Here is an 18488-nt window from a genome sequence, read left to right on the forward strand (position 1 = left end):
CTCTACGGCGGCTAATTGGCGGTAAAAGAAGCGGGGAAGGCCGAATTTTATCTCAAGTCGTCTCGCGCTCCGCGAATTTATTGCCAAAATAGAACTTGCGCTTCATTAATTTTGTTAAAGCGCAACGAACGGCAGATAATAGGCTCTTTAAAGCGCAGATAAGATTTCCATGTGGAAATAATCGACTCATGCCTGTGCACTTCGGCAGGGTGCGGGTACGCATATATATAGAGTTCTAATGAAGACAAGAATAGAAATCAGCGGATGTTTTCCGGTTCTGAGTTCCCTGAATGAACAGCAATTCATCAATGCGATAGAACCGCGTTTTATCGATATCCGTAATCCGGTAACCGGCCTGCAAATCGATTTGTTCGGCAAGGTGAGTGCGCTAGAGATTGCGCGCGAGCAAGGGTTGGTAATCGCGGAGATCGACATTCCGGATGATTTCCTGAGCAGGCACAAGCTGCAACGGGATCAACTGGAGCAGGTGCTGGTGGCGCGCGTCAGCAAACTCAGGCATCCGGCAACCGGGGCGATGGCACCGGTAGAGGCTCGTCTGGCGGCAAAATAGCAGGTTAAATATATTGGTAATTTAAATGAGATAAATTAAGCATCTTATTGAATTTAAAGTAAATAGTATTATTTAACAATTGCCATCTGGATTCATTGCTCTCGGCGTTTGTGGATCGCATGTCCTACATATTTCTGGAACGATTCAATCAATATAAAGCTCTCTGCCATCAGATCTACCAGGGCTCTGAGCTTTCTTCCCATATAACGTTGCTGTTGATAAACGCAATACACCGGTACTTTGTCAGCATGCCAATCCGGCAAGACGGCGGATAAAATCCCCGCATCAATTTCCGGCCGGGTAAAGAAGTCCGGCAGTAAAACAATACCGTAGCCATCTATCGCAAAGGTTTTTGTTATCCAGTAGTCGTTTGTGGTGACGATAGTCCGGGGCTGGCTATCGCAGGACGCACCTTGCTTATGTAAATGCCATCGTCCCCCGTGCGGCGCGGTCGTGAGGATGATGCGTGGGTGGTGTTCCAGGTCTTCCGGACGTGTCGGCGTGCCATGGCGCCGCAAATAGTCCGGGCTGGCATAGAGACGATAAGTGAGATAGCCCAGCAATTTCGCCACCAGATTGGGCTGATTGGGCGGCCGCGAGCAAACATAGCAATCGACATTGTCCGGAATGCTGGCTATGTCTTCCCCCACCAGATCCAGGTGGCAGGTAACGTTAGGATAGCTATCCAGATACAGACCGAGCACCCGCGATACAAAACTGGTCCCCAGGTGACTATTCGTCAGCATGTAGAGATCGCCGCGCAGTCCTGCAGACAGATTCTGTACATCCGTCTGCGCAGTGGCGATCCCCGCGTTGAGCTCTGCAAGAATTTGCTCGCAATGAGCATAGAAAGCTGTGCCGGCCTCAGTCGGTGCTATCCGGCGCGTCGAGCGCAGGAATAACTGCACCCCCAAAATTTCCTCAAGTTTTGCGATCTGCCGGCTGATAGTGGTCTTGGGAATGCCGCCTACATTTTCGGCGCGCCCCAGGCTGCCGTGCCGCATCAGGAGCACAAATGACTCTATGAGTTTGATGTCCATCATTGCGCGGACAGTCCATAGGAAATGACTGAAACCGACTGTGCCAAAAATGGAATAGACCTTTTCATGCATCCCCTTATGCCGTACTTCAGGAAAAACTATAGTGCCCCACATCAGCACATCGATTCGGTGCCAGGAGCTTTTAAATCATAACAGCGCCGACGGGCAGTGAAGTAAGGGGGAATGTATATCACCCATGCCTGGTATGTATTGAATGATGGTCGGGTCACTTCCCGGGTTATCAAAAAGAGCCGCACCATAAAACTTACAAAATCGGAGACAGATTATGTGGAGACCTACCCGCCGTGATGCCCTTAAGCGGCTTTCCGCTATCGGTTTGACTGCATTTGCAGGAAGCCGAGCATTGAATGCCTTTGCTGATGATGTTTTAAAGGTTGCGATTGTGTATGTTTCTCCGGTCGGCGAGATAGGCTGGACCAAGCAGCACGACCTGGCAAGACAGGCGATGGAAGCTGCGTTTCCGGGCAAGATCAAGGTGGTGAAAGTTGAAAGCGTCAGCCAGGTGCAGGACGCCGAACGGGTCTTCCGTGATCTGGCAGCAAGGGGCAACAAGCTGATCTTCGGTACCAGCTTCTCGCATATGAGCCCGATGCTCAAAGTCGCCCAGGCGATGCCCAAAACCACATTTGAACTGTGTTCAGGGATCAAGACCCTGAAAAACCTGGGTGCATTCGAAGCGCGTTGTTATGAGGGGACTTACCTGGCCGGCATCATTGCCGGAAAGATGAGCAAGAGCAATATCCTTGGCTTTGTCGGCGGTTTTCCGGTGCCGGATATATTGGGGCCGGCAAATGCCTTTCTGCTGGGTGCGCGCAGCGTCAACCCGAAAATGACGTGCAAGGTTATCTGGCTGTCCTCCTGGTATGACCCGGCGAAGGAGCGGGACGCCGCCAATGCACTGATCTCGGAAGGGGCGGATGTTGTGATGTCGATGACGGATACGCCGACCACCGTACAAGTAGGCGAAGAAAAAGGCGTGTGGACAGTCGGCTATGCGAGTGATATGTCCAGATACGGGCCGAAAAAACACCTGACATCGTTCATGGTGGACTGGAGCAGTGAGTACATCAATGCTGCACGTACCGTCATGGACGGAACCTGGACCTCCAGCCACCGCTGGGACGGATTGAAAGCAGGGGTGGTGAAAATGAGCCCTTACAACCCGGCGATACCAAAGGATGTTCTGGCCTATGTGGCAGAACAGGAACGCGCCATCATCGCCGGAAAATTACTGCCCTTTGCCGGACCGCTACGGGATCAACGCGGCAATCAGCGGGTAGCGGCCGGGGCTGTGCTGCATGAAGATCAAATCAAGGGCTTCAATTGGTTTGTCGAAGGCATGCAGGGCAATTTGCCGAGAAGCTAGGCAAGGTTCTTATTCCCATCAACTTGTATAAGTGACCGCCGCCGCAAGGCCGGGTGGCGGGACTCTTTGTATCCGGCATATGACTAATCTCTCTGTACGTGTGAACAAAATCACGCAAGAGGCGTGCGACATCAAGTCTTTCGAATTGCTGAGCGCATCAGGCGAAGCTTTACCCGCATTTGCTCCGGGTGCGCACATCGATGTGCGACTGGGGGAGGGAGTAATACGCCAGTATTCCTTGTGCAACGGGCCGGATGAAACTGACCGCTACCTGATTGCCGTGAAAAAAGAAACTGCTTCACGCGGTGGCTCCCTGGCCATGCATGAACGCATCAGGGAGGGCGACCTGATCACCATCAGCAGTCCGCGCAATCACTTTCCGCTTGAGCAATCGGGAGGGCCGTATCTGTTACTGGCGGCGGGTATCGGCGTAACGCCAATACTGGCGATGGCGCGTCATCTGCTGGCGGCTGACGCCCGCTTCGAACTGCATTATTTCACCCGTTCGATTGCGCACACGGCCTTCCAGGCTTTGCTATCCGGTGCCGGGTTCGCCGGGCACGTGCAATTTCATTACGGGCTCGAGCCGGACGGATTGCGCGCTTATCTGGAGCAGTTGCTATCGGTTTACCCGAAGAATAGTGCGCTCTATCTATGCGGGCCACGTGTGTTCATGGATTTGGTCGAATCCGCTGCAGCTGCGAGCTGGCCGCCGGAAGCAGTACATCTGGAATATTTCAATGCCGAACCGCAATCCCGCGACGCGGAGCACGTGTCATTTGAAGTCAGGCTGGAGCGTTCGGGCGGCACGTATCTGATTCCGCCGGACATGACCATCGTTGAAGTATTGGCGCAACACGGCATTCATATCGAAACTTCGTGCGAACAGGGCGTGTGCGGAACCTGCCTCACAGCGGTGCTGGAAGGAATTCCGGACCACAAGGACGTGTACCTCACCGCTGCGGAAAAAAAATCGTGCGACAAGATCATGCCCTGTGTATCACGAGCAAAGAGTGGCTTGTTGGTACTGGATTTGTAGCGCCGTTTTTGTAGCTCCGCTCGTGTCTTGGTAAAGCCAGCTTTAGTACAAGCAGCAAGAAGTGATCGCAGCCCGAAACATAAACCTATAGGAGAAAAGTTAACTATGACTCTCAACGCAGACGCCATGCATAGCTGGTCCGTGGTAGCGACTTCTGCCGAAGTAGCGACAGGCGAAATCGTGCAGGCATTTTTGCATGGGCAGGAACTGGCGCTCTGGCGCAATGCCGCCGGAGAGATACAGATATGGGCGAATCGCTGTCCGCATCGCGGCACACGCTTCACGCTGGGGCGCATAGTCGATGACCAGTTGTCCTGTGGTTACCATGGCTGGCGCTTTGGCAGTGGCGGTCTATGCACTTATATTCCGGCGCACCCCAAATTACAGCCGCCTAAGAACGTATGCGCAAAGACTTATCCGGCAGTCGAGCGCTATGGAATGATTTGGGCTTCACTGGGTGCTCCGGTCGCAGAACCGCCGCATCTGCCGGCACTGGCAGATGTCGGACAGCACGCCGTGTTCTGTCGCAGCTTTGTGATCTATCAATCTGCCGAGAAGGTGATGTATCAACTGCAGCAGCTTGCGGCAGATCGCTACGAGTCGCCGGAATCTAACGTACTGGTAGGCCAGGATGGCAATGGCGGAACAATAACCGTATTGCTGCAGCCGATGGCAGAAGGCAAATCCATTGCGCATCTATGGGCCAGTTCCAGCGATGCAACGGAAGACGTTAATAGCGTGCGTCAGCGTAACAACGCCTATTTCAAACAACACAGGCAACAGCTTGAAGCCTGCGTCTAGATATACACCCATCAATCATCCGGAGAAATATATGTCAGCCCAATTGGATCCTGTCGTATTGAATGACTGGTTTGTCGTCTCGGCAGCGCACACATTATTGCCAGGCGAGCCTTTGCTCACCCAATTGTTGGGCGTAGCCATCGCAGTCTGGCGCGAGGCCGACGACAGCCTGCACGCCGCCAGACATGGTGCCGACGAAGTGTGCGGCAAATACAAAGTCTGCGAGCGTTATGGCTATATATGGGTATCGCTTGGCAAGCCGGTCAGGGATATCTATTCACTCCCGGAATTCACTCAGCCCGGACGTCGCTTCGTCGATTGCGGTTCGTTTGGTGTCAAGGCGTCAGGCCTGAGAATCATAGAAAACTTCCTGGATATGGGGCATTTTCCTTTCGTGCATACCGATATTCTGGGCAAAGAGCCCCATACCGAAGTCAAGGATTACAAGGTGGAGACGGATGCCGAGACCCAGGAGTTATGGGCCACGGAATGCCGATTCTGGCAACCCAGGGCGGCGGCTTCAGCGACCGATGGCCTGGATGTCGAATATACCTATCGGGTGATGCAGCCATTTACGTCCGCGCTATACAAGACCTGCCCGACGCGAGCGGACGAACGGGATGTCATTGGCCTCTATGTACAACCGGTCAGCGAAGAAGAGTGCAAGGTCGCGCTATGGATGCTCTTGTTTGACGACATGCATACCGATGGCGAACTGATCGCTTTCCAGCAAACGATTTTTGGCCAGGATAAGCCCATCCTGGAAAGTCAGTTGCCCAAGCTGATCCCGCTTGATCCCAGGTCGGAGATCCCGACCCGTGCCGATGCATCCTCGATTGCCTATCGACGCTGGTTACGCGAGATCGGATTGCAATACGGCGTGCAAAAGGCTGCCTGAAGAGCATCTGTTACATGATGCTCCCGAACACCAGAACAGAAGGAATGCGCATGATCAAGCTCTATAACTACGAATTGTCCGGTAACTGTTACAAGCTGCGGCTGCTGATGAGCATGCTGAAGCTGCCCTATGACGCCATCGCAGTGGATTTTTATCCTGGACGGGAACACAAATCAAAACGCTTCCTCGCGCTCAATCCGTTCGGACAACTACCGGTACTGGAAGACGGTGCACTAAGGCTGCGTGATGCACAGGCGATATTGGTTTACCTGGCCACTCAGTACGACGCAAAGCGTACATGGTATCCCGACGATCCGGCTGCAATGGGGCAGATCACTATGTGGCTTGCCGTTGCCGATGAGATTACCCGCACCGCCTCTGCCGCACGCCTGCACGATGCACTCGGCTATGTGCTGGACATAGCAAAAGCACGCGCCGACGCGCATGCGCTGTTCCGCATCATTGATGACCATCTGGCCGACAAGGAGGTGATAGGGCAGCACTGGCTGGCCATGAACCAGGCAACCATCGCCGACATAGCCTGCTTCCCCTACATCGCCATGTCGCACGAAGGCAATATCATGCGCGACGATTATCCGGCGATCCGGCGATGGATAGAGAGGGTAAGACGGTTGCCAGGATTTGTCGGCATGTCGGGGATTTTTGCTCCTACGCTTTAAGGCCGGCGCGATATGGCCTGTCAGTGCGGTTTATATGAAAGGAAAAGATTTGCGTCGCAAAGCGTCTGAATGATGAGTTTGCTTTGCATAAGAAGATTTTTCACTATAAGAAATAAAGAGACAAATGACAAATCGCCTGGAACTTCATAGCATTACCAAACGCTATCCTTCGGTTGTCGCGAACGATGGCATCAACTTAACTGTTAAGCCAGGTGGCATCCACGCAGTATTAGGAGAAAACGGCGCGGGCAAATCCACCTTGATGAAAATCATCTACGGTGCGGTCAGGCCCGATTCCGGCAAGATGTTCTGGAATGGCAAGCAGGTGAATATTGCTAATCCGGCGATGGCACGGCATCTGGGTATCGCGATGGTATTCCAGCATTTCTCCTTGTTCGATACCCTGACCGTAGTTGAAAACATCGCCTTAGGCTTACCGCGCGATACCAGGCTGGATGAGCTGGCCCGGCGCATTTCAGAGACAGCGCAGCAATATGGTTTGGAGCTTGAGCCGCAGCGTCATGTGCATACTTTGTCGGTCGGTGAATGTCAGCGCGTGGAGATAGTGCGCGCCTTGCTGGCCAGGCCGCAATTACTGATATTGGATGAGCCTACTTCGGTATTGACGCCGCAAGCGGTCGAAAAACTGTTCGCAACCCTGCGCCAGCTGGCCGCAGAAGGTTGCAGCATTCTTTACATCAGCCACAAGCTCGATGAAATACGCACCTTGTGCGATACCTGTACGGTTGTACGTGCGGGTAAAAATGTGGGGAGCTGCGATCCGCGCAGGGAAACCACGGCCAGCCTGTCGCGCATGATGATAGGTCGCGAGCCGCCACCGATCAGGCATCTTCCCCGCGCTCCTGGCCAGACCTTGCTGGCGGTGAAAAACCTGTCCTTGCGCAAGAGTCATCCTTTCGCCACGGAACTGTCCGATATCAACTTCGACATACGGGGCGGGGAGATCCTCGGTATTGCCGGTATCTCCGGCAATGGGCAACAGGAACTATTGGCAGCCTTGTCCGGTGAAGATACGCGTGCCGGGGCTGAAATGATTGTATTGCAGGGAGTGTCTGCTGGGCGCATGGATTCTGCGCAACGGCGTACCCACGGTTTGGGTTTTGTGCCGGAAGAACGTCTGGGACGCGGTGCGGTGCCTGAAATGTCGCTGGCGGACAATATCTTGCTGTCGCATCAGAACGCGGCAACCATTGTGGCCGGTTTTATTCGTAAAAATTCCATCGCAAAAATGGCTGCCGATGTCATCCGGCGTTTCGGTGTGAAAGCGCATGGGCCAAATGCCGCAGCACGCAATCTGTCCGGCGGGAATTTGCAGAAGTACATTGTCGGCCGCGAAATCCTGCGCAAGCCTGCCGTACTTGTCGTCGCGCAGCCTACCTGGGGTGTGGATGTCGGTGCCAGCGCGCAAATACGTGCCGAGCTGGTCGCATTGCGGGATGCAGGATGCGCCTTGCTGGTCATCTCGGAAGAACTGGATGAGCTGTTTGAAATTTCGGATCGTTTGCAGGTTATCGCCAAGGGGCGTCTTTCACCGTCGATCCCGGTTGCCGATGCAACTATCGATTTGATCGGTCTGTGGATGAGCGGCATGTGGCACGACACTGCACCTATGCCAGTCAAGGAGGTCTTCTATGCTTAAGCTGGAGGCGCGCGCACGTCCATCCCGACTCATATCGTGGATGTCGCCAGTGCTGGCGGTGTTGCTGACCGTGATCTGCGGTGCGATTTTGTTTGCAACTCTGGGCAAGGATCCGCTTGCCGGTCTGGCGGTATTTTTCCTGGAGCCGCTGCAAGATTTGCATGGGTGGTCAGAAGTGGGCGTCAAGCTGGCGCCGTTGCTCATGATCGCCGCTGGCCTGGCGATATGTTTCCGTGCCAATGTATTCAACATCGGTGCGGAAGGGCAATTGGTATGCGGCGCGATAGCCGGCGGGGCCGTCGGCTTGTATTTGGATAATGGCAGTACTGGCGGTGCATTCATGATTACCGTTGTTTTGCTGGCAGGCATGCTGGGCGGTATGGCATGGGCGGCGATTACGGCCTTCCTGCGCGATCGTTTTAACGCCAATGAGATTCTGGTGTCGCTCATGCTGGTATATGTCGCGCAGCTGCTATTGAGCTACCTGGTGCAGGGCGTATTTAAAGATCCGGACGGCTATAACTTTCCACAGTCCCGGATGTTTTCTGAAGGGTTTCTGCTGCCAGTATTATTGGAAGAAACCCGCTTGCACATCGGCATACTGTTTGCGTTGCTGGCCTCGTTCATCGCCTGGCTATTTTTAGCGAAAAGCTTTGCCGGTTTTCGCCTGCAAACCGGCGGTATGGCGCCGCTGGCTGCACGCTATGCCGGTTTCTCTTCGCGCAAGGCGCTCTGGACTTCCTTGCTGATATGCGGTGCCTTATCCGGACTGGCTGGCGTATGCGAAGTGCTGGGGCCTATCGGTCAATTGACGCCGTCGGTATCGCCAGGCTACGGCTTCGCCGCCATCATCGTGGCTTATGTCGGCCGCCTGCATCCTATAGGTGTCATATTTTCCAGCTTCATCATGGCGCTGTTTTATATAGGTGGCGAGCTTTCGCAATCACGCCTTGGGATACCGAATGCCATTACTGGTGTATTCCAGGGGATATTGCTGTTTTCGCTGCTGGCTTGCGACGTCCTGATCAATTACAAGCTCCGCTGGAGCAATACCGCCACACATGCCCGCTTGCTTGGGAGTGAATGATGGAAACTTTTGCGTTATTGGTAGCTGCGTCCATCAATGCCGGCACGCCTTTGATGTTGGCTGCGTTGGGTTTATTGATTAATGAGAAATCAGGCGTCGTGAATCTCGGCGCCGAGGGCATGATGCTGGTCGCCGCCATAGTCGGCTTCGCGACGACGGTCCAGACTGGTAGCGTGACGATGGGGCTGATCGCGGGTGCGGGCTCCGGCATGTTGCTGGCCGCTTTTTTTGCCTGGCTGACAGTATGGCTGGGTGCGAATCAGGTGGCAACCAGTCTGGCCTTGTCCTTGTTTGGTAGTGGCGTGTCTGCTTATATCGGCATCAGCTACGTCAGCAAGACACTGCAAAATAGCAAATTCAGCATACCGTGGTTGCAAGACATTCCGTTTCTCGGCGTCGCTTTATTCAGGCAACACCCGATGGTGTATTTCTCGATGCTGCTATGTGCTGCGATTGTATGGTTTCTCTATCGCAGTCGTGCAGGTCTGGTATTGCGCGCAGTAGGTGAGTCGCCATTGTCCGCCCACGCACTTGGCTATAAGGTGCGTCTGATTCGTCTGGCAGCCCTGATGTTTGGCGGTGCATGTTGCGGCCTGGCGGGAGCGTTTCTGTCACTCATTTATACGTCGCAATGGCTGGAGGGCATGGTGGCAGGGCGGGGATGGATCGCACTGGCCCTGGTGACCTTTGCCAGTTGGCGTCCATTGCATATCATGGCGGGCGCGTATCTGTTCAGTAGCGTCACCATTTTGACCTTCTTCATGCAAAGCAAGGGCGTACCCGTCGCATCGCAATTGCTTTCGATGTTGCCTTATCTGGCGACCATACTTGTGTTGGTCTTGATTTCGAGTAACGCGAACCGTATCAAACTCAATATGCCTGCATCACTTGGCAAACATTTTAATCCGGGTAGTTAATGTCGACAGCGTTTCCGTCAAGATGAAGATCTGATTGCTCGTGCAGTTTTGAGCATTCAGATTACATTCAAATGCTGCTGCAAGCATTTGATTTAGATGAAATAGCTTTGCTTGAGCTATGCCCGGCTATTACTACGTCTGCCTTGTTTGCTGAGCGCGTTCAGAATCCGTCGCTGATTGGTTGGTGACAGGTGTTCGACAAACACCATACCTTGCAAGTGATCCATCTCATGCTGGATGCACATTGCTTTTAAACCTTCCGCCTGCACGTCGATAGTCTTGCCGTTCAGATCCAGCGCACGCACATGCACCCATGCTGCGCGCCTGACGCTTTCATACACATCCGGTACGGACAGGCAGCCTTCCTCGAATTCAGCCTTGCCGCCCATTTTGATGATGCTCGGGTTGATCAAGACCTGCAGCCTGTTTCGTCGTTCGGATACATCCAGCACAATGATTTGCAGATGCACATCGACCTGGGTTGCGGCCAGGCCTATGCCGTCGAGTGCATACATGGTTTGCGTCATATCGGCGACCAGGCGACGGATATCCTCGTTGACCAGTTGCACCGGTGCGGCAACCGTGTGCAGACGCGGATCAGGATATTGCAGTACGGATAATCTGGTCATAATTTACTTAAGCTAATCAACATTCAGATGCTGTTTCAAGCATTTGAATTTATTCGACTTTTGTTTCCTTGCTGGCTTTGGCCGCATCCGGATTATCCGCCTCCCAGCGTCCGGCAATGTTCTTCAACAGAATGTTCACAGCTGCCAATTGACGGTTCTGTGTACTGAGCAAACTGTTCTCGCTCGTCAATGCAGTGTTTTGTGCGATCACTACATTCAGATAGCTGACCGTACCCGCGCGATATTGATCCAGCGTAATTTCCAGCGTTCTTTGCGCGGCTTCCAGGCTTTCGCGCTGTAGCTGGGTTTCTTGCTGCAACTGTGCGGCAAGGATGAGATTATCTTCCACTTCCTGCAATGCCGTCAGCACGGTTTGCCTATAAGTTGACGTGGCCTGGTCGGCGGCGCTTTGGGCCTGGGCACTGGCCAGACGGCGTTGACCGCCATCGAAGATGGCTTGCGCTACGGACGCACCGAGCGACCAGAACAGATTCGGTGCGCTGATCAGATTGTTCAGCGAATTGTTTTGATAACCACCACCGGCAGACAACACGAGTGAAGGGAAGTAGGCTGCATGTGCGACGCCGATTTGTGCGTAGGCTGCGGCTACTCTTCTTTGTGCCGCGGCAATATCCGGCCGACGTTCGAGCAGGGTGGTCGGCAGCAGTTGTGGCACCAGTGGTGCTTGCGGTAAAGCGGCATTGCGTTCCAGTGCCAATGCGGACGGCGGTACGCCCAGCAATACGGCGATTGCATGTTCCAGTATCTGCCGTTGGGCAACAGCTTCGGCCAATTGCGCCTGCGCGGCCTTGAGCTGGGTTTGGGCCTGCAGCACATCGACACGCGCCGCCACGCCACCGCCATAACGGAACTGCGTCAGGTCGAGCGAGCGCTGGTAAGCCGCCACGCTGCGTTCCAGCACCACCATTTGCGCATCTGCGGTGCGTAGCGAGAAGTATGTTTGCGCCAGCGTGGCCTGGGCCGACAAGCGTGCGGCGGCGAGGTCGTCGACGCTGGCTTGCAGGCTGGCTTGTGCGCCGGTGGTGGCTTGTGCCAGACGTCCCCACAAGTCTATCTCCCAGCTTGCATTGCCGGACAACGAGACGTTGTTGTTCGGGTTCTGTACCGTCGTCGAACGGGTGGTGCTGGTCGCGTTGCTGGTACGCGTGCCATTCAGGCCGACCGATAAGGTAGGCAGGCGTGCGCTGTAGCTGGCGGCAACTGCCGCGCGTGCAGCCGCGACCTGCGCGACCAGTGATTTCAGGTTTTCATTGCCGACTACCAGACGGCCTTCAAGATCGTTCAGCACCGGATCGTTGAACAGGGTCCACCAGTCATCAGGCACGGTTGCGGCATTCGCTGCTGTACCTTCCTGCCACAATCCCGCTTCCTTGAATTGTGTCGGCGCAGGCGCTGCGGGCGGTGGCACAGGTGCACTGGCGCAGGCTGCCAATAGCAGTGTGGGCGCAATGATTAATAAGTAAGGGCGCATAAAATTCCTCTAAAACTCAGGCCGTAGCCAGTTGTGGGGCCGGGCTGTGCTTATGCTTGTCGCGGCGCAGCTTATCCATCAACACAAAGACGACAGGGGTCGTGTACAGCGTCAGCAACTGGCTCAGGATCAGGCCGCCGACGATGGCGATACCGAGCGGCTGGCGCAGTTCTGCACCGTCGCCGCTACCCAGCGCCAGTGGCAAAGCACCGAAGATGGCGGCAAAGGTCGTCATCAGGATAGGGCGCACGCGTAATAACGCCGCGCGATAAATGGCAGGGCCGGCACTGATGGCGCCGTGGCGTTGCCGCGTAATCGCAAAGTCGATCATCATGATGGCGTTCTTCTTGACGATACCGATCAGCAATATGACGCCGATCAGGGCAATGATGGAGAACTCGGTATTGAACATTTTCAGCGCCAGCAGCGCGCCGACACCAGCCGACGGCAAGGTCGACAAAATCGTAATCGGATGGATCAGGCTTTCATACAGTATGCCCAGCACCAGGTAAATCACGATAATGGCGGCGCCTATCAGCAAGGGTTGCGACGACAGCGATTCCTGGAAGGCATTCGCCGTGCCCTGGAAACCGCCGCGTACCGATACCGGCACGCCCAGCTTGCTGATTGCAGTATTGATGGCGACCGTCGCGTCTGACAGCGATACACCCAGCGGCAGGTTGAAGCTGATGGTGGATGCCGGGGTACCGCTTTGATGGCTGACGGCCAGCGGCGTATTCGTGGTTTCAACCCGCGTGAAGGCAGACAGCGGTACTTGTGCGCCGGTATTGCTGGTGACGTACAGGCGCTTCAGGGTTTCCGGCCCTTGCAGGAATTCCGGCGCCAGCTCCATCACGACCCGGTATTGATTCAGCGGGTTGTAGATGACGCCGACCTGGCGCTGGCCAAAGGCATTGTTGAGCGTGCTGTCTATGGTGGCGACGCTGATGCCCAGGCGTGCTGCCGCCTCACGGTCTATCACCAGCGAGGTTTGCATGCCCTTGTCCTGTTGATCGGAGTTGACGTCTGTCAGCTCGGGGATTTGCGCCAGCGCATTGCGGATCAGCGGATCCCAGGTGCGCAGATCTTCTATCGTGTCAGCTTGCAGCGTGTACTGGTACTGTGCGTTCGATTGGCGACCGCCGATGCGGATATCCTGCACCGGCACCATGAACAGGTTGGCCCCCGGTTCATGCGCCAGTTGCTTGCGCAAACGGGCAATCACGACATCTGCCGGGACTTTGCGCTCTGCCAGCGGTTTGAGCGTGATGTAAAACATGGCCGAGTTGCTTTGTCCGCCGCCGGTATTGCCGCTCACATTGGCGACCGCCGGATCGGAGCGAATGATGTCGGAGAAGGTATCCAGTCGCTTTTGCATCATCTGGAAGGAGCTGCCCTGGTCAGCCTGCACGCCACCGATCAGGACGCCGGTATCCTGCTGCGGGAAGAAGGTTTTCGGAATCGCTACGTAGAGATGTACGTTCAATGCGACCACTGCCAGCAAAGCGATAATCGCCAGCGGTTGATGACGCAGGGTCCAGATCAGCGTGTGACGGTAGCCGCGCATGACTGCGCGGTTGAAGCGACCGAACCATGCGGCGATACGTCCCGGATTGCGGGTCGCGCGCTTTTGCTGGAGCAGGGTGGCGGCCATCATGGGTGTGGTGGTCAGCGAAACCACCATCGATACCAGGATGGCTGCCGTGAGCACCACCGCAAATTCACGGAACAAGCGACCTACCACGCCTCCCATCATCAGCAAGGGGATGAAGACGGCGATCAGCGACAGGCTGATAGACACCACGGTAAAGCCGATTTCGCGCGCGCCTTTTAACGCCGCTTCGCGCGGAGTCAGCCCTTGTTCCAGATAGCGCGTAATGTTTTCCAGCACGACAATCGCGTCATCGACGACGAAGCCGGTGGCGACCGTGAGTGCCATAGCCGATAGATTATCCAGACTATAACCACACAGATACATGACGCCGAAGGTACCCGCCAGCGAGACTGGTACGGCCACCGCAGGGATCAGCGTAGCGCGCCAGTTACGCAGAAACAGCAAGACGACCAGGATCACCAGGCCGACGGCTATCCCCATCGAACGTTCGACTTCACGCAACGAAGCCTTGATGGTCGGGGTGCGGTCGGTAATTACATTCATCTGTATGGCCTGCGGGATGGATGCCTGCAGGCGCGGCAGGATGTCGCGTACGTTTTCTACGGTTTTAATAATGTTGGCACCCGGCTCCTTCAGCAGGAACAGCATAATCGCCGGTTTGCCGTTCGCCAGGCCATAGTTGCGCACGTCCTGCACTGAATCGACCACCTCGGCGACGTCACGCAGGCGTACTGCCGCACCTGAGCGATAGCTGATCACGACTGGTGCATACTCGGCGGCGGTACGTGCCTGGTCATTTGCACCTATTTGCCAGTACAGATCATCCAGCTCGACCGCACCTTTCGGGCGATTTGCATTGGTATTGGTGATGGCGGTGCGTACATTGTCGAGCGAGATGCCGATGTTGGCGAGCTTGTCCGGATTCAGTTGTACCCGCACCGCCGGCAGCGCGCCACCGCCGACATTGACCTGGCCGACGCCATCGACCTGCGACAGGCGTTGCGCGAGTACGGTCGAGGCGGCGTCATACATCTGGCCGCGCGTCAGCGTATCCGAAGTCAGCGCAATGATCATGATAGGCGCGGCTGCCGGATTCACCTTACGGTAGGTCGGGTTGCTCGGCATCCCGGTTGGCAATAGCGTACGCGCCGCATTGATCGCGGCCTGCACATCGCGTGCTGCGCCATCGATATCACGATTGAGGTCGAATTGCAGTACGACGTTGGTCGAGCCTAATGAAGAGCGCGAGGTGATTTCATTGACGCCGGCGATACTGCCAAGTGCGCGTTCCAGCGGCGTGGCGACGGTGGCCGCCATGGTGTCCGGACTGGCACCAGGCAGAGATGCGCTGACCGAGATCGTCGGGAAATCCACTTGCGGCAACGGTGCAATCGGCAGCAGGTTGAAGCCCAGTATGCCGGCCAGCGCGATGCCTATCGTGATCAGTGTGGTCGCGACTGGACGTGCAATAAAGGGCGCAGAGATGTTCACGTTGCGCTTCCACCTGCGGCACGCTCAGCGGCACGGCGTTCCTGCCATTCCTTCAGACGTTGCGCCTGTCTGGCAAAGCCAAGGTAAATCACGGGTGTGGTGAACAGCGTCAGCAACTGACTTACGATCAGGCCGCCGACCATGGTGACGCCGAGCGGATGACGCAGTTCATGTCCGGCGCCGGTACCCAGCATCAGCGGCAAGGCACCGAGCAAGGCCGCCATCGTCGTCATCAGAATAGGACGGAAACGCAGCAGGCAGGCTTTGTAAATCGCTTCGCGTGGCGCCAGGTTTTCTTCCCGCTCCGCATACAGTGCGAAGTCGATCATCATGATCGCGTTCTTTTTCACGATACCAATCAGCAGCACGATACCGATGATGCCGACGATGCCCAGATCCAGCCCGGCAACCAGCAAGGCGAGCAAAGCACCGAGACCAGCCGAAGGCAGGGTGGAGAGAATGGTGACCGGATGGATGTAGCTTTCATACAGCACGCCGAGCACGATATACATGGTGACGACCGCCGCCAGGATCAGCAGCAGGGTGCTGCTGAGTGACGCGCGGAAGGCTTCCGCCGCGCCCTGGAAGCTGGTTTCCACGCTCGGCGGCAGGTTCAGCTTTGCTTCTTCGGCCTTGATGGCATCGACCGCCTTGCCGAGCGAAGCACCCGGCGCGAGGTTGAATGAAATCGTCGCGGACGGGAATTGCGCGACATGGTTAATGGCCAATGCGGTAGGGCGTTCGATGATTTGCGCCACCGAGGTCAGCGGTACTTGTCCGGTCGCGGGGAACACCAGTGTGGAGCTGGTGCCGCCAGTGCCGTTGGTGGTGTTGGTATTGTTGTTGGTGACCGGCACATACAAGCCCTCCAGCGATACCGGACCGCGCCTGCGTCCGGCTTCCGCTTCCAGCACCACGCGGTACTGGCTGGATTGCGTATAGATAGTGGAGATCAGGCGCTGGCCAAAAGCGTTATACAGAGCATTATCGATGGCCGCGACGGTGACGCCGAGACGACCGGCGGTTTCGCGGTCTATCTGCACATAGGTTTGCAAGCCCTGGTTCTGCAGATCGCTGGCGACATCGACCAGTTCCGGCACCTCTTTCAGACGCGCCAGCAACAATTCATTCGACCTGGCGAGGTCGGCAGAGTCAGGCGAGCTGAGCAGGAATTGATACTGGGTTTTGGAGACGCGGTCTTCGATGGTCAGATCCTGCACCGGTTGCATATAGGCAGTGATGCCGGGTATGCGCGAGGTGGCGTCATTCAGGCGGCGGATGATGTCACTGGCGGAAGCGTCGCGTTCAGCAAACGGCTTCAGTGTGATTTGCATGCGCCCGGTACTCAGGGTCGGATTCGCACCATCGACCCCGATGAAGGAAGTGAGGTGTTCGACATCCTTATCCTTCAGGATCACATCCGCCAGCGCCTGCTGACGACGCGACATCGCTTCAAAGGAGCTGGTTTGAGTGGCTTCGGTAATGACCTGGATCAGGCCGGTATCCTGCACCGGGAAAAAGCCTTTTGGCACGATGACGTAGAGCAGGGCAGTCAGTGCCAGTGTCAGGCCAAATACACCCAGCGTGGCACGTGGCCGGTCCAGCACCCAAACCAGCGCACGACCGTAAGCAGCGACCATGCGGTTGAATTGCTCTTCACTCCATTTGCCGATGCGGGTCGGTTTGTTTTCGCGCTCAGGACGCAGCAGGCGTGCGCTCATCATCGGCGTCAGCGTCAGCGATACGAAGGCAGAAATCAGGATGGCGACTGCCATCGTGATTGCGAATTCATGGAACAGGCGACCCACCACATCACCCATGAACAGAAGCGGAATCAGCACCGCAATCAGCGATACCGTCAGCGAAATAATGGTGAAGCCGATCTGCTTGGAACCCTTGAGTGCCGCTTCCATCGGTGAGTCGCCTTCTTCGACGAAGCGCGCAATATTCTCGATCATGACAATCGCATCATCGACCACGAAGCCGGTCGAGATGGTCAGCGCCATCAGCGTCAGATTATTAATGGAGAAGCCAGCCAGATAAATCACGCCGAAGGTACCGACCAGTGACAAAGGCACCGCCACACTAGGAATAATGGTGGCCGATGCGCTGCGGAGGAACAGGAAAATCACCATTACCACCAGCGCGATCGCCAGCAGCAATTCAAATTGCGTATCGTCTACCGAGGCGCGGATGGTGGTGGTGCGATCCGCAACCACCTGTACATCGACCGAACCGGGCAATGAAGCCTGCAGCTTGGGCAGCAGCGCCTTGACCCTGTCCACGGTTTCGATCACGTTGGCGCCCGGCTGGCGCTGTACGTTCAGGATCACGCCGCGGGTGCGATCGACCCATGCCGCGAGGCGCAGGTTTTCTGCATCGTCAACGATTTGTGCGACATCGCTCAGACGCAGCGGATTGCCGTTTTTCCACGCGATGATGAGGTTTTGATACTCGGCGGCGGATTTCAGCTGGTCGTTGGCATCGATGGTGGACGCACGTTGTGCACCGTCGAAACTGCCTTTGGCCTGATTCACGTTGGCCGCCACGATAGCGGTACGGATGTCATCCAGCGACAGCCCGAGCGAAGCCAGGGCTTGCGGATTGCCCTGTATGCGTACGGCAGGACGCTGGCCACCGGCGATGCTGACCAGGCCCACGCCGTCCACTTGCGACAACTTCGGTGCAAGGCGGTTTTCCACCAGGTCATGCACTTTAATAATCGGCAGCGTCGGCGAGGTGATCGCTATCGTCAGTACCGGTGCATCGGCCGGATTCACCTTGCTGTAAATAGGCGGCATAGGCAAATCGCCGGGCAGTAAATTGCTACCAGCATTAATCGCGGCCTGTACTTCCTGCTCGGCGACGTCCAGCGACAGGCCCAGTGAGAAGCGCAGCGTAATCACCGAAGCGCCACCCGAGCTGGTCGAGGTCATTTGATTCAGACCTGGCATCTGGCCGAACTGACGTTCCAGCGGTGCCGTCACCGTAGTCGAGATGACGTCCGGGCTGGCGCCCGGATACAAGGTGGTGACCTGGATGGTCGGGTAATCAACTTCCGGCAAGGCGGACAGCGGCAGCAAGCGATACGCCAGCAAGCCTGCCAGCAGGATGGCGAGCATCAAGAGCGAAGTGGCAACCGGACGCTCAATAAAGATGCGTGATGGATTCATGGTGCAGG

General features: G+C 56.0%; 14 protein-coding genes. 9 read left to right on the forward strand and 5 right to left on the reverse strand.

The annotated features are described in order from the left end of the window. Window positions 1-238: 238 nt before the first annotated feature. Complete coding sequence (locus DBR37_RS08820; protein ID WP_124574054.1) at window positions 239-571, forward strand: hypothetical protein; 333 nt, start codon at window positions 239-241, stop codon at window positions 569-571. A gap of 92 nt (window positions 572-663) precedes the next feature. Here the strand turns inward: DBR37_RS08820 and DBR37_RS08825 are convergent, their stop codons facing one another. Then, window positions 664-1683 carry a LysR family transcriptional regulator gene (locus tag DBR37_RS08825; protein ID WP_124574055.1) on the reverse strand — a complete coding sequence of 340 codons (1020 nt, stop codon included), beginning with the start codon at window positions 1681-1683 and terminating at the stop codon, window positions 664-666. A 214-nt stretch (window positions 1684-1897) separates the two neighbouring features. On the opposite strand from DBR37_RS08825, the gene DBR37_RS08830 reads away from it, so the two are divergent. The 8 genes from DBR37_RS08830 to DBR37_RS08865 all read left to right on the forward strand — a co-directional run bounded on the left by DBR37_RS08830 (window position 1898) and on the right by DBR37_RS08865 (window position 10080). Next, the gene (locus DBR37_RS08830) at window positions 1898-2998 is read left to right on the forward strand and encodes a BMP family ABC transporter substrate-binding protein (protein WP_124574056.1); all 1101 of its coding nucleotides are present in this window, start codon (window positions 1898-1900) and stop codon (window positions 2996-2998) included. Window positions 2999-3077: 79 nt separating this feature from the next. Continuing rightward, window positions 3078-4037, forward strand: a complete 960-nt coding sequence (locus tag DBR37_RS08835) for a PDR/VanB family oxidoreductase (RefSeq protein ID WP_124574057.1) — start codon at window positions 3078-3080, stop codon at window positions 4035-4037. Between the two features lie 105 nt (window positions 4038-4142). Then, on the forward strand, window positions 4143-4838 hold the full coding sequence (locus tag DBR37_RS08840; protein WP_124574058.1) for a Rieske (2Fe-2S) protein: 696 nt from the start codon (window positions 4143-4145) through the stop codon (window positions 4836-4838). Between the two features lie 31 nt (window positions 4839-4869). Continuing rightward, window positions 4870-5736: an aromatic ring-hydroxylating dioxygenase subunit alpha gene (locus tag DBR37_RS08845; protein ID WP_124574059.1), complete on the forward strand. Its 867-nt coding sequence runs from the start codon at window positions 4870-4872 to the stop codon at window positions 5734-5736. A gap of 50 nt (window positions 5737-5786) precedes the next feature. Next, window positions 5787-6416, forward strand: coding sequence for a glutathione S-transferase family protein (locus DBR37_RS08850; protein WP_124574060.1), 630 nt, complete (start codon window positions 5787-5789; stop codon window positions 6414-6416). A 124-nt stretch (window positions 6417-6540) separates the two neighbouring features. Continuing rightward, a complete protein-coding gene (locus DBR37_RS08855) occupies window positions 6541-8076 on the forward strand; it encodes an ABC transporter ATP-binding protein (RefSeq protein ID WP_124574061.1) in 1536 nt (511 codons plus the stop codon). Beyond that, window positions 8069-9163: an ABC transporter permease gene (locus DBR37_RS08860; protein ID WP_124574062.1), complete on the forward strand. Its 1095-nt coding sequence runs from the start codon at window positions 8069-8071 to the stop codon at window positions 9161-9163. Before DBR37_RS08855 ends, DBR37_RS08860 begins: the two co-directional genes overlap by 8 nt. Continuing rightward, complete coding sequence (locus DBR37_RS08865) at window positions 9163-10080, forward strand: ABC transporter permease (protein WP_124574215.1); 918 nt, start codon at window positions 9163-9165, stop codon at window positions 10078-10080. Before DBR37_RS08860 ends, DBR37_RS08865 begins: the two co-directional genes overlap by 1 nt. 116 nt (window positions 10081-10196) lie before the next feature. Here the strand turns inward: DBR37_RS08865 and def are convergent, their stop codons facing one another. The 4 genes from def to DBR37_RS08885 are packed head-to-tail and all read right to left on the reverse strand — an operon-like array spanning window position 10197 to window position 18480. Continuing rightward, entirely contained in the window at window positions 10197-10709 is a 513-nt protein-coding gene (def, locus tag DBR37_RS08870; protein ID WP_124574063.1) for a peptide deformylase, read from the reverse strand. 49 nt (window positions 10710-10758) lie between these two features. Further along, window positions 10759-12201: an efflux transporter outer membrane subunit gene (locus tag DBR37_RS08875; RefSeq protein WP_124574064.1), complete on the reverse strand. Its 1443-nt coding sequence runs from the start codon at window positions 12199-12201 to the stop codon at window positions 10759-10761. A gap of 16 nt (window positions 12202-12217) precedes the next feature. After that, window positions 12218-15307: a multidrug efflux RND transporter permease subunit gene (locus DBR37_RS08880; protein ID WP_124574065.1), complete on the reverse strand. Its 3090-nt coding sequence runs from the start codon at window positions 15305-15307 to the stop codon at window positions 12218-12220. Further along, the gene (locus DBR37_RS08885; protein ID WP_124574066.1) at window positions 15304-18480 is read right to left on the reverse strand and encodes an MdtB/MuxB family multidrug efflux RND transporter permease subunit; all 3177 of its coding nucleotides are present in this window, start codon (window positions 18478-18480) and stop codon (window positions 15304-15306) included. Before DBR37_RS08885 ends, DBR37_RS08880 begins: the two co-directional genes overlap by 4 nt. Window positions 18481-18488: the final 8 nt, after the last annotated feature.

Origin of the sequence: Herminiimonas sp. KBW02 (genome assembly GCF_003852535.1) — a bacterium.
Lineage (GTDB): Bacteria > Pseudomonadota > Gammaproteobacteria > Burkholderiales > Burkholderiaceae_D > Oxalicibacterium.

What these genes read in the sequence shown, in the direction of transcription:
- DBR37_RS08865 (WP_124574215.1), top strand. Translation starts at nt 9,163, where the DNA reads ATGGAAACTTTTGCGTTATTGGTAGCTGCGTCCATCAATGCCGGCACG.
- DBR37_RS08835 (WP_124574057.1), top strand. Translation starts at nt 3,078, where the DNA reads ATGACTAATCTCTCTGTACGTGTGAACAAAATCACGCAAGAGGCGTGC.
- DBR37_RS08885 (WP_124574066.1), bottom strand. Translation starts at nt 18,480, where the DNA reads ATGAATCCATCACGCATCTTTATTGAGCGTCCGGTTGCCACTTCGCTC.
- DBR37_RS08825 (WP_124574055.1), bottom strand. Translation starts at nt 1,683, where the DNA reads ATGCATGAAAAGGTCTATTCCATTTTTGGCACAGTCGGTTTCAGTCAT.
- DBR37_RS08855 (WP_124574061.1), top strand. Translation starts at nt 6,541, where the DNA reads ATGACAAATCGCCTGGAACTTCATAGCATTACCAAACGCTATCCTTCG.
- DBR37_RS08830 (WP_124574056.1), top strand. Translation starts at nt 1,898, where the DNA reads ATGTGGAGACCTACCCGCCGTGATGCCCTTAAGCGGCTTTCCGCTATC.
- DBR37_RS08875 (WP_124574064.1), bottom strand. Translation starts at nt 12,201, where the DNA reads ATGCGCCCTTACTTATTAATCATTGCGCCCACACTGCTATTGGCAGCC.
- DBR37_RS08860 (WP_124574062.1), top strand. Translation starts at nt 8,069, where the DNA reads ATGCTTAAGCTGGAGGCGCGCGCACGTCCATCCCGACTCATATCGTGG.
- DBR37_RS08845 (WP_124574059.1), top strand. Translation starts at nt 4,870, where the DNA reads ATGTCAGCCCAATTGGATCCTGTCGTATTGAATGACTGGTTTGTCGTC.
- DBR37_RS08840 (WP_124574058.1), top strand. Translation starts at nt 4,143, where the DNA reads ATGACTCTCAACGCAGACGCCATGCATAGCTGGTCCGTGGTAGCGACT.
- DBR37_RS08820 (WP_124574054.1), top strand. Translation starts at nt 239, where the DNA reads ATGAAGACAAGAATAGAAATCAGCGGATGTTTTCCGGTTCTGAGTTCC.
- DBR37_RS08850 (WP_124574060.1), top strand. Translation starts at nt 5,787, where the DNA reads ATGATCAAGCTCTATAACTACGAATTGTCCGGTAACTGTTACAAGCTG.
- def (WP_124574063.1), bottom strand. Translation starts at nt 10,709, where the DNA reads ATGACCAGATTATCCGTACTGCAATATCCTGATCCGCGTCTGCACACG.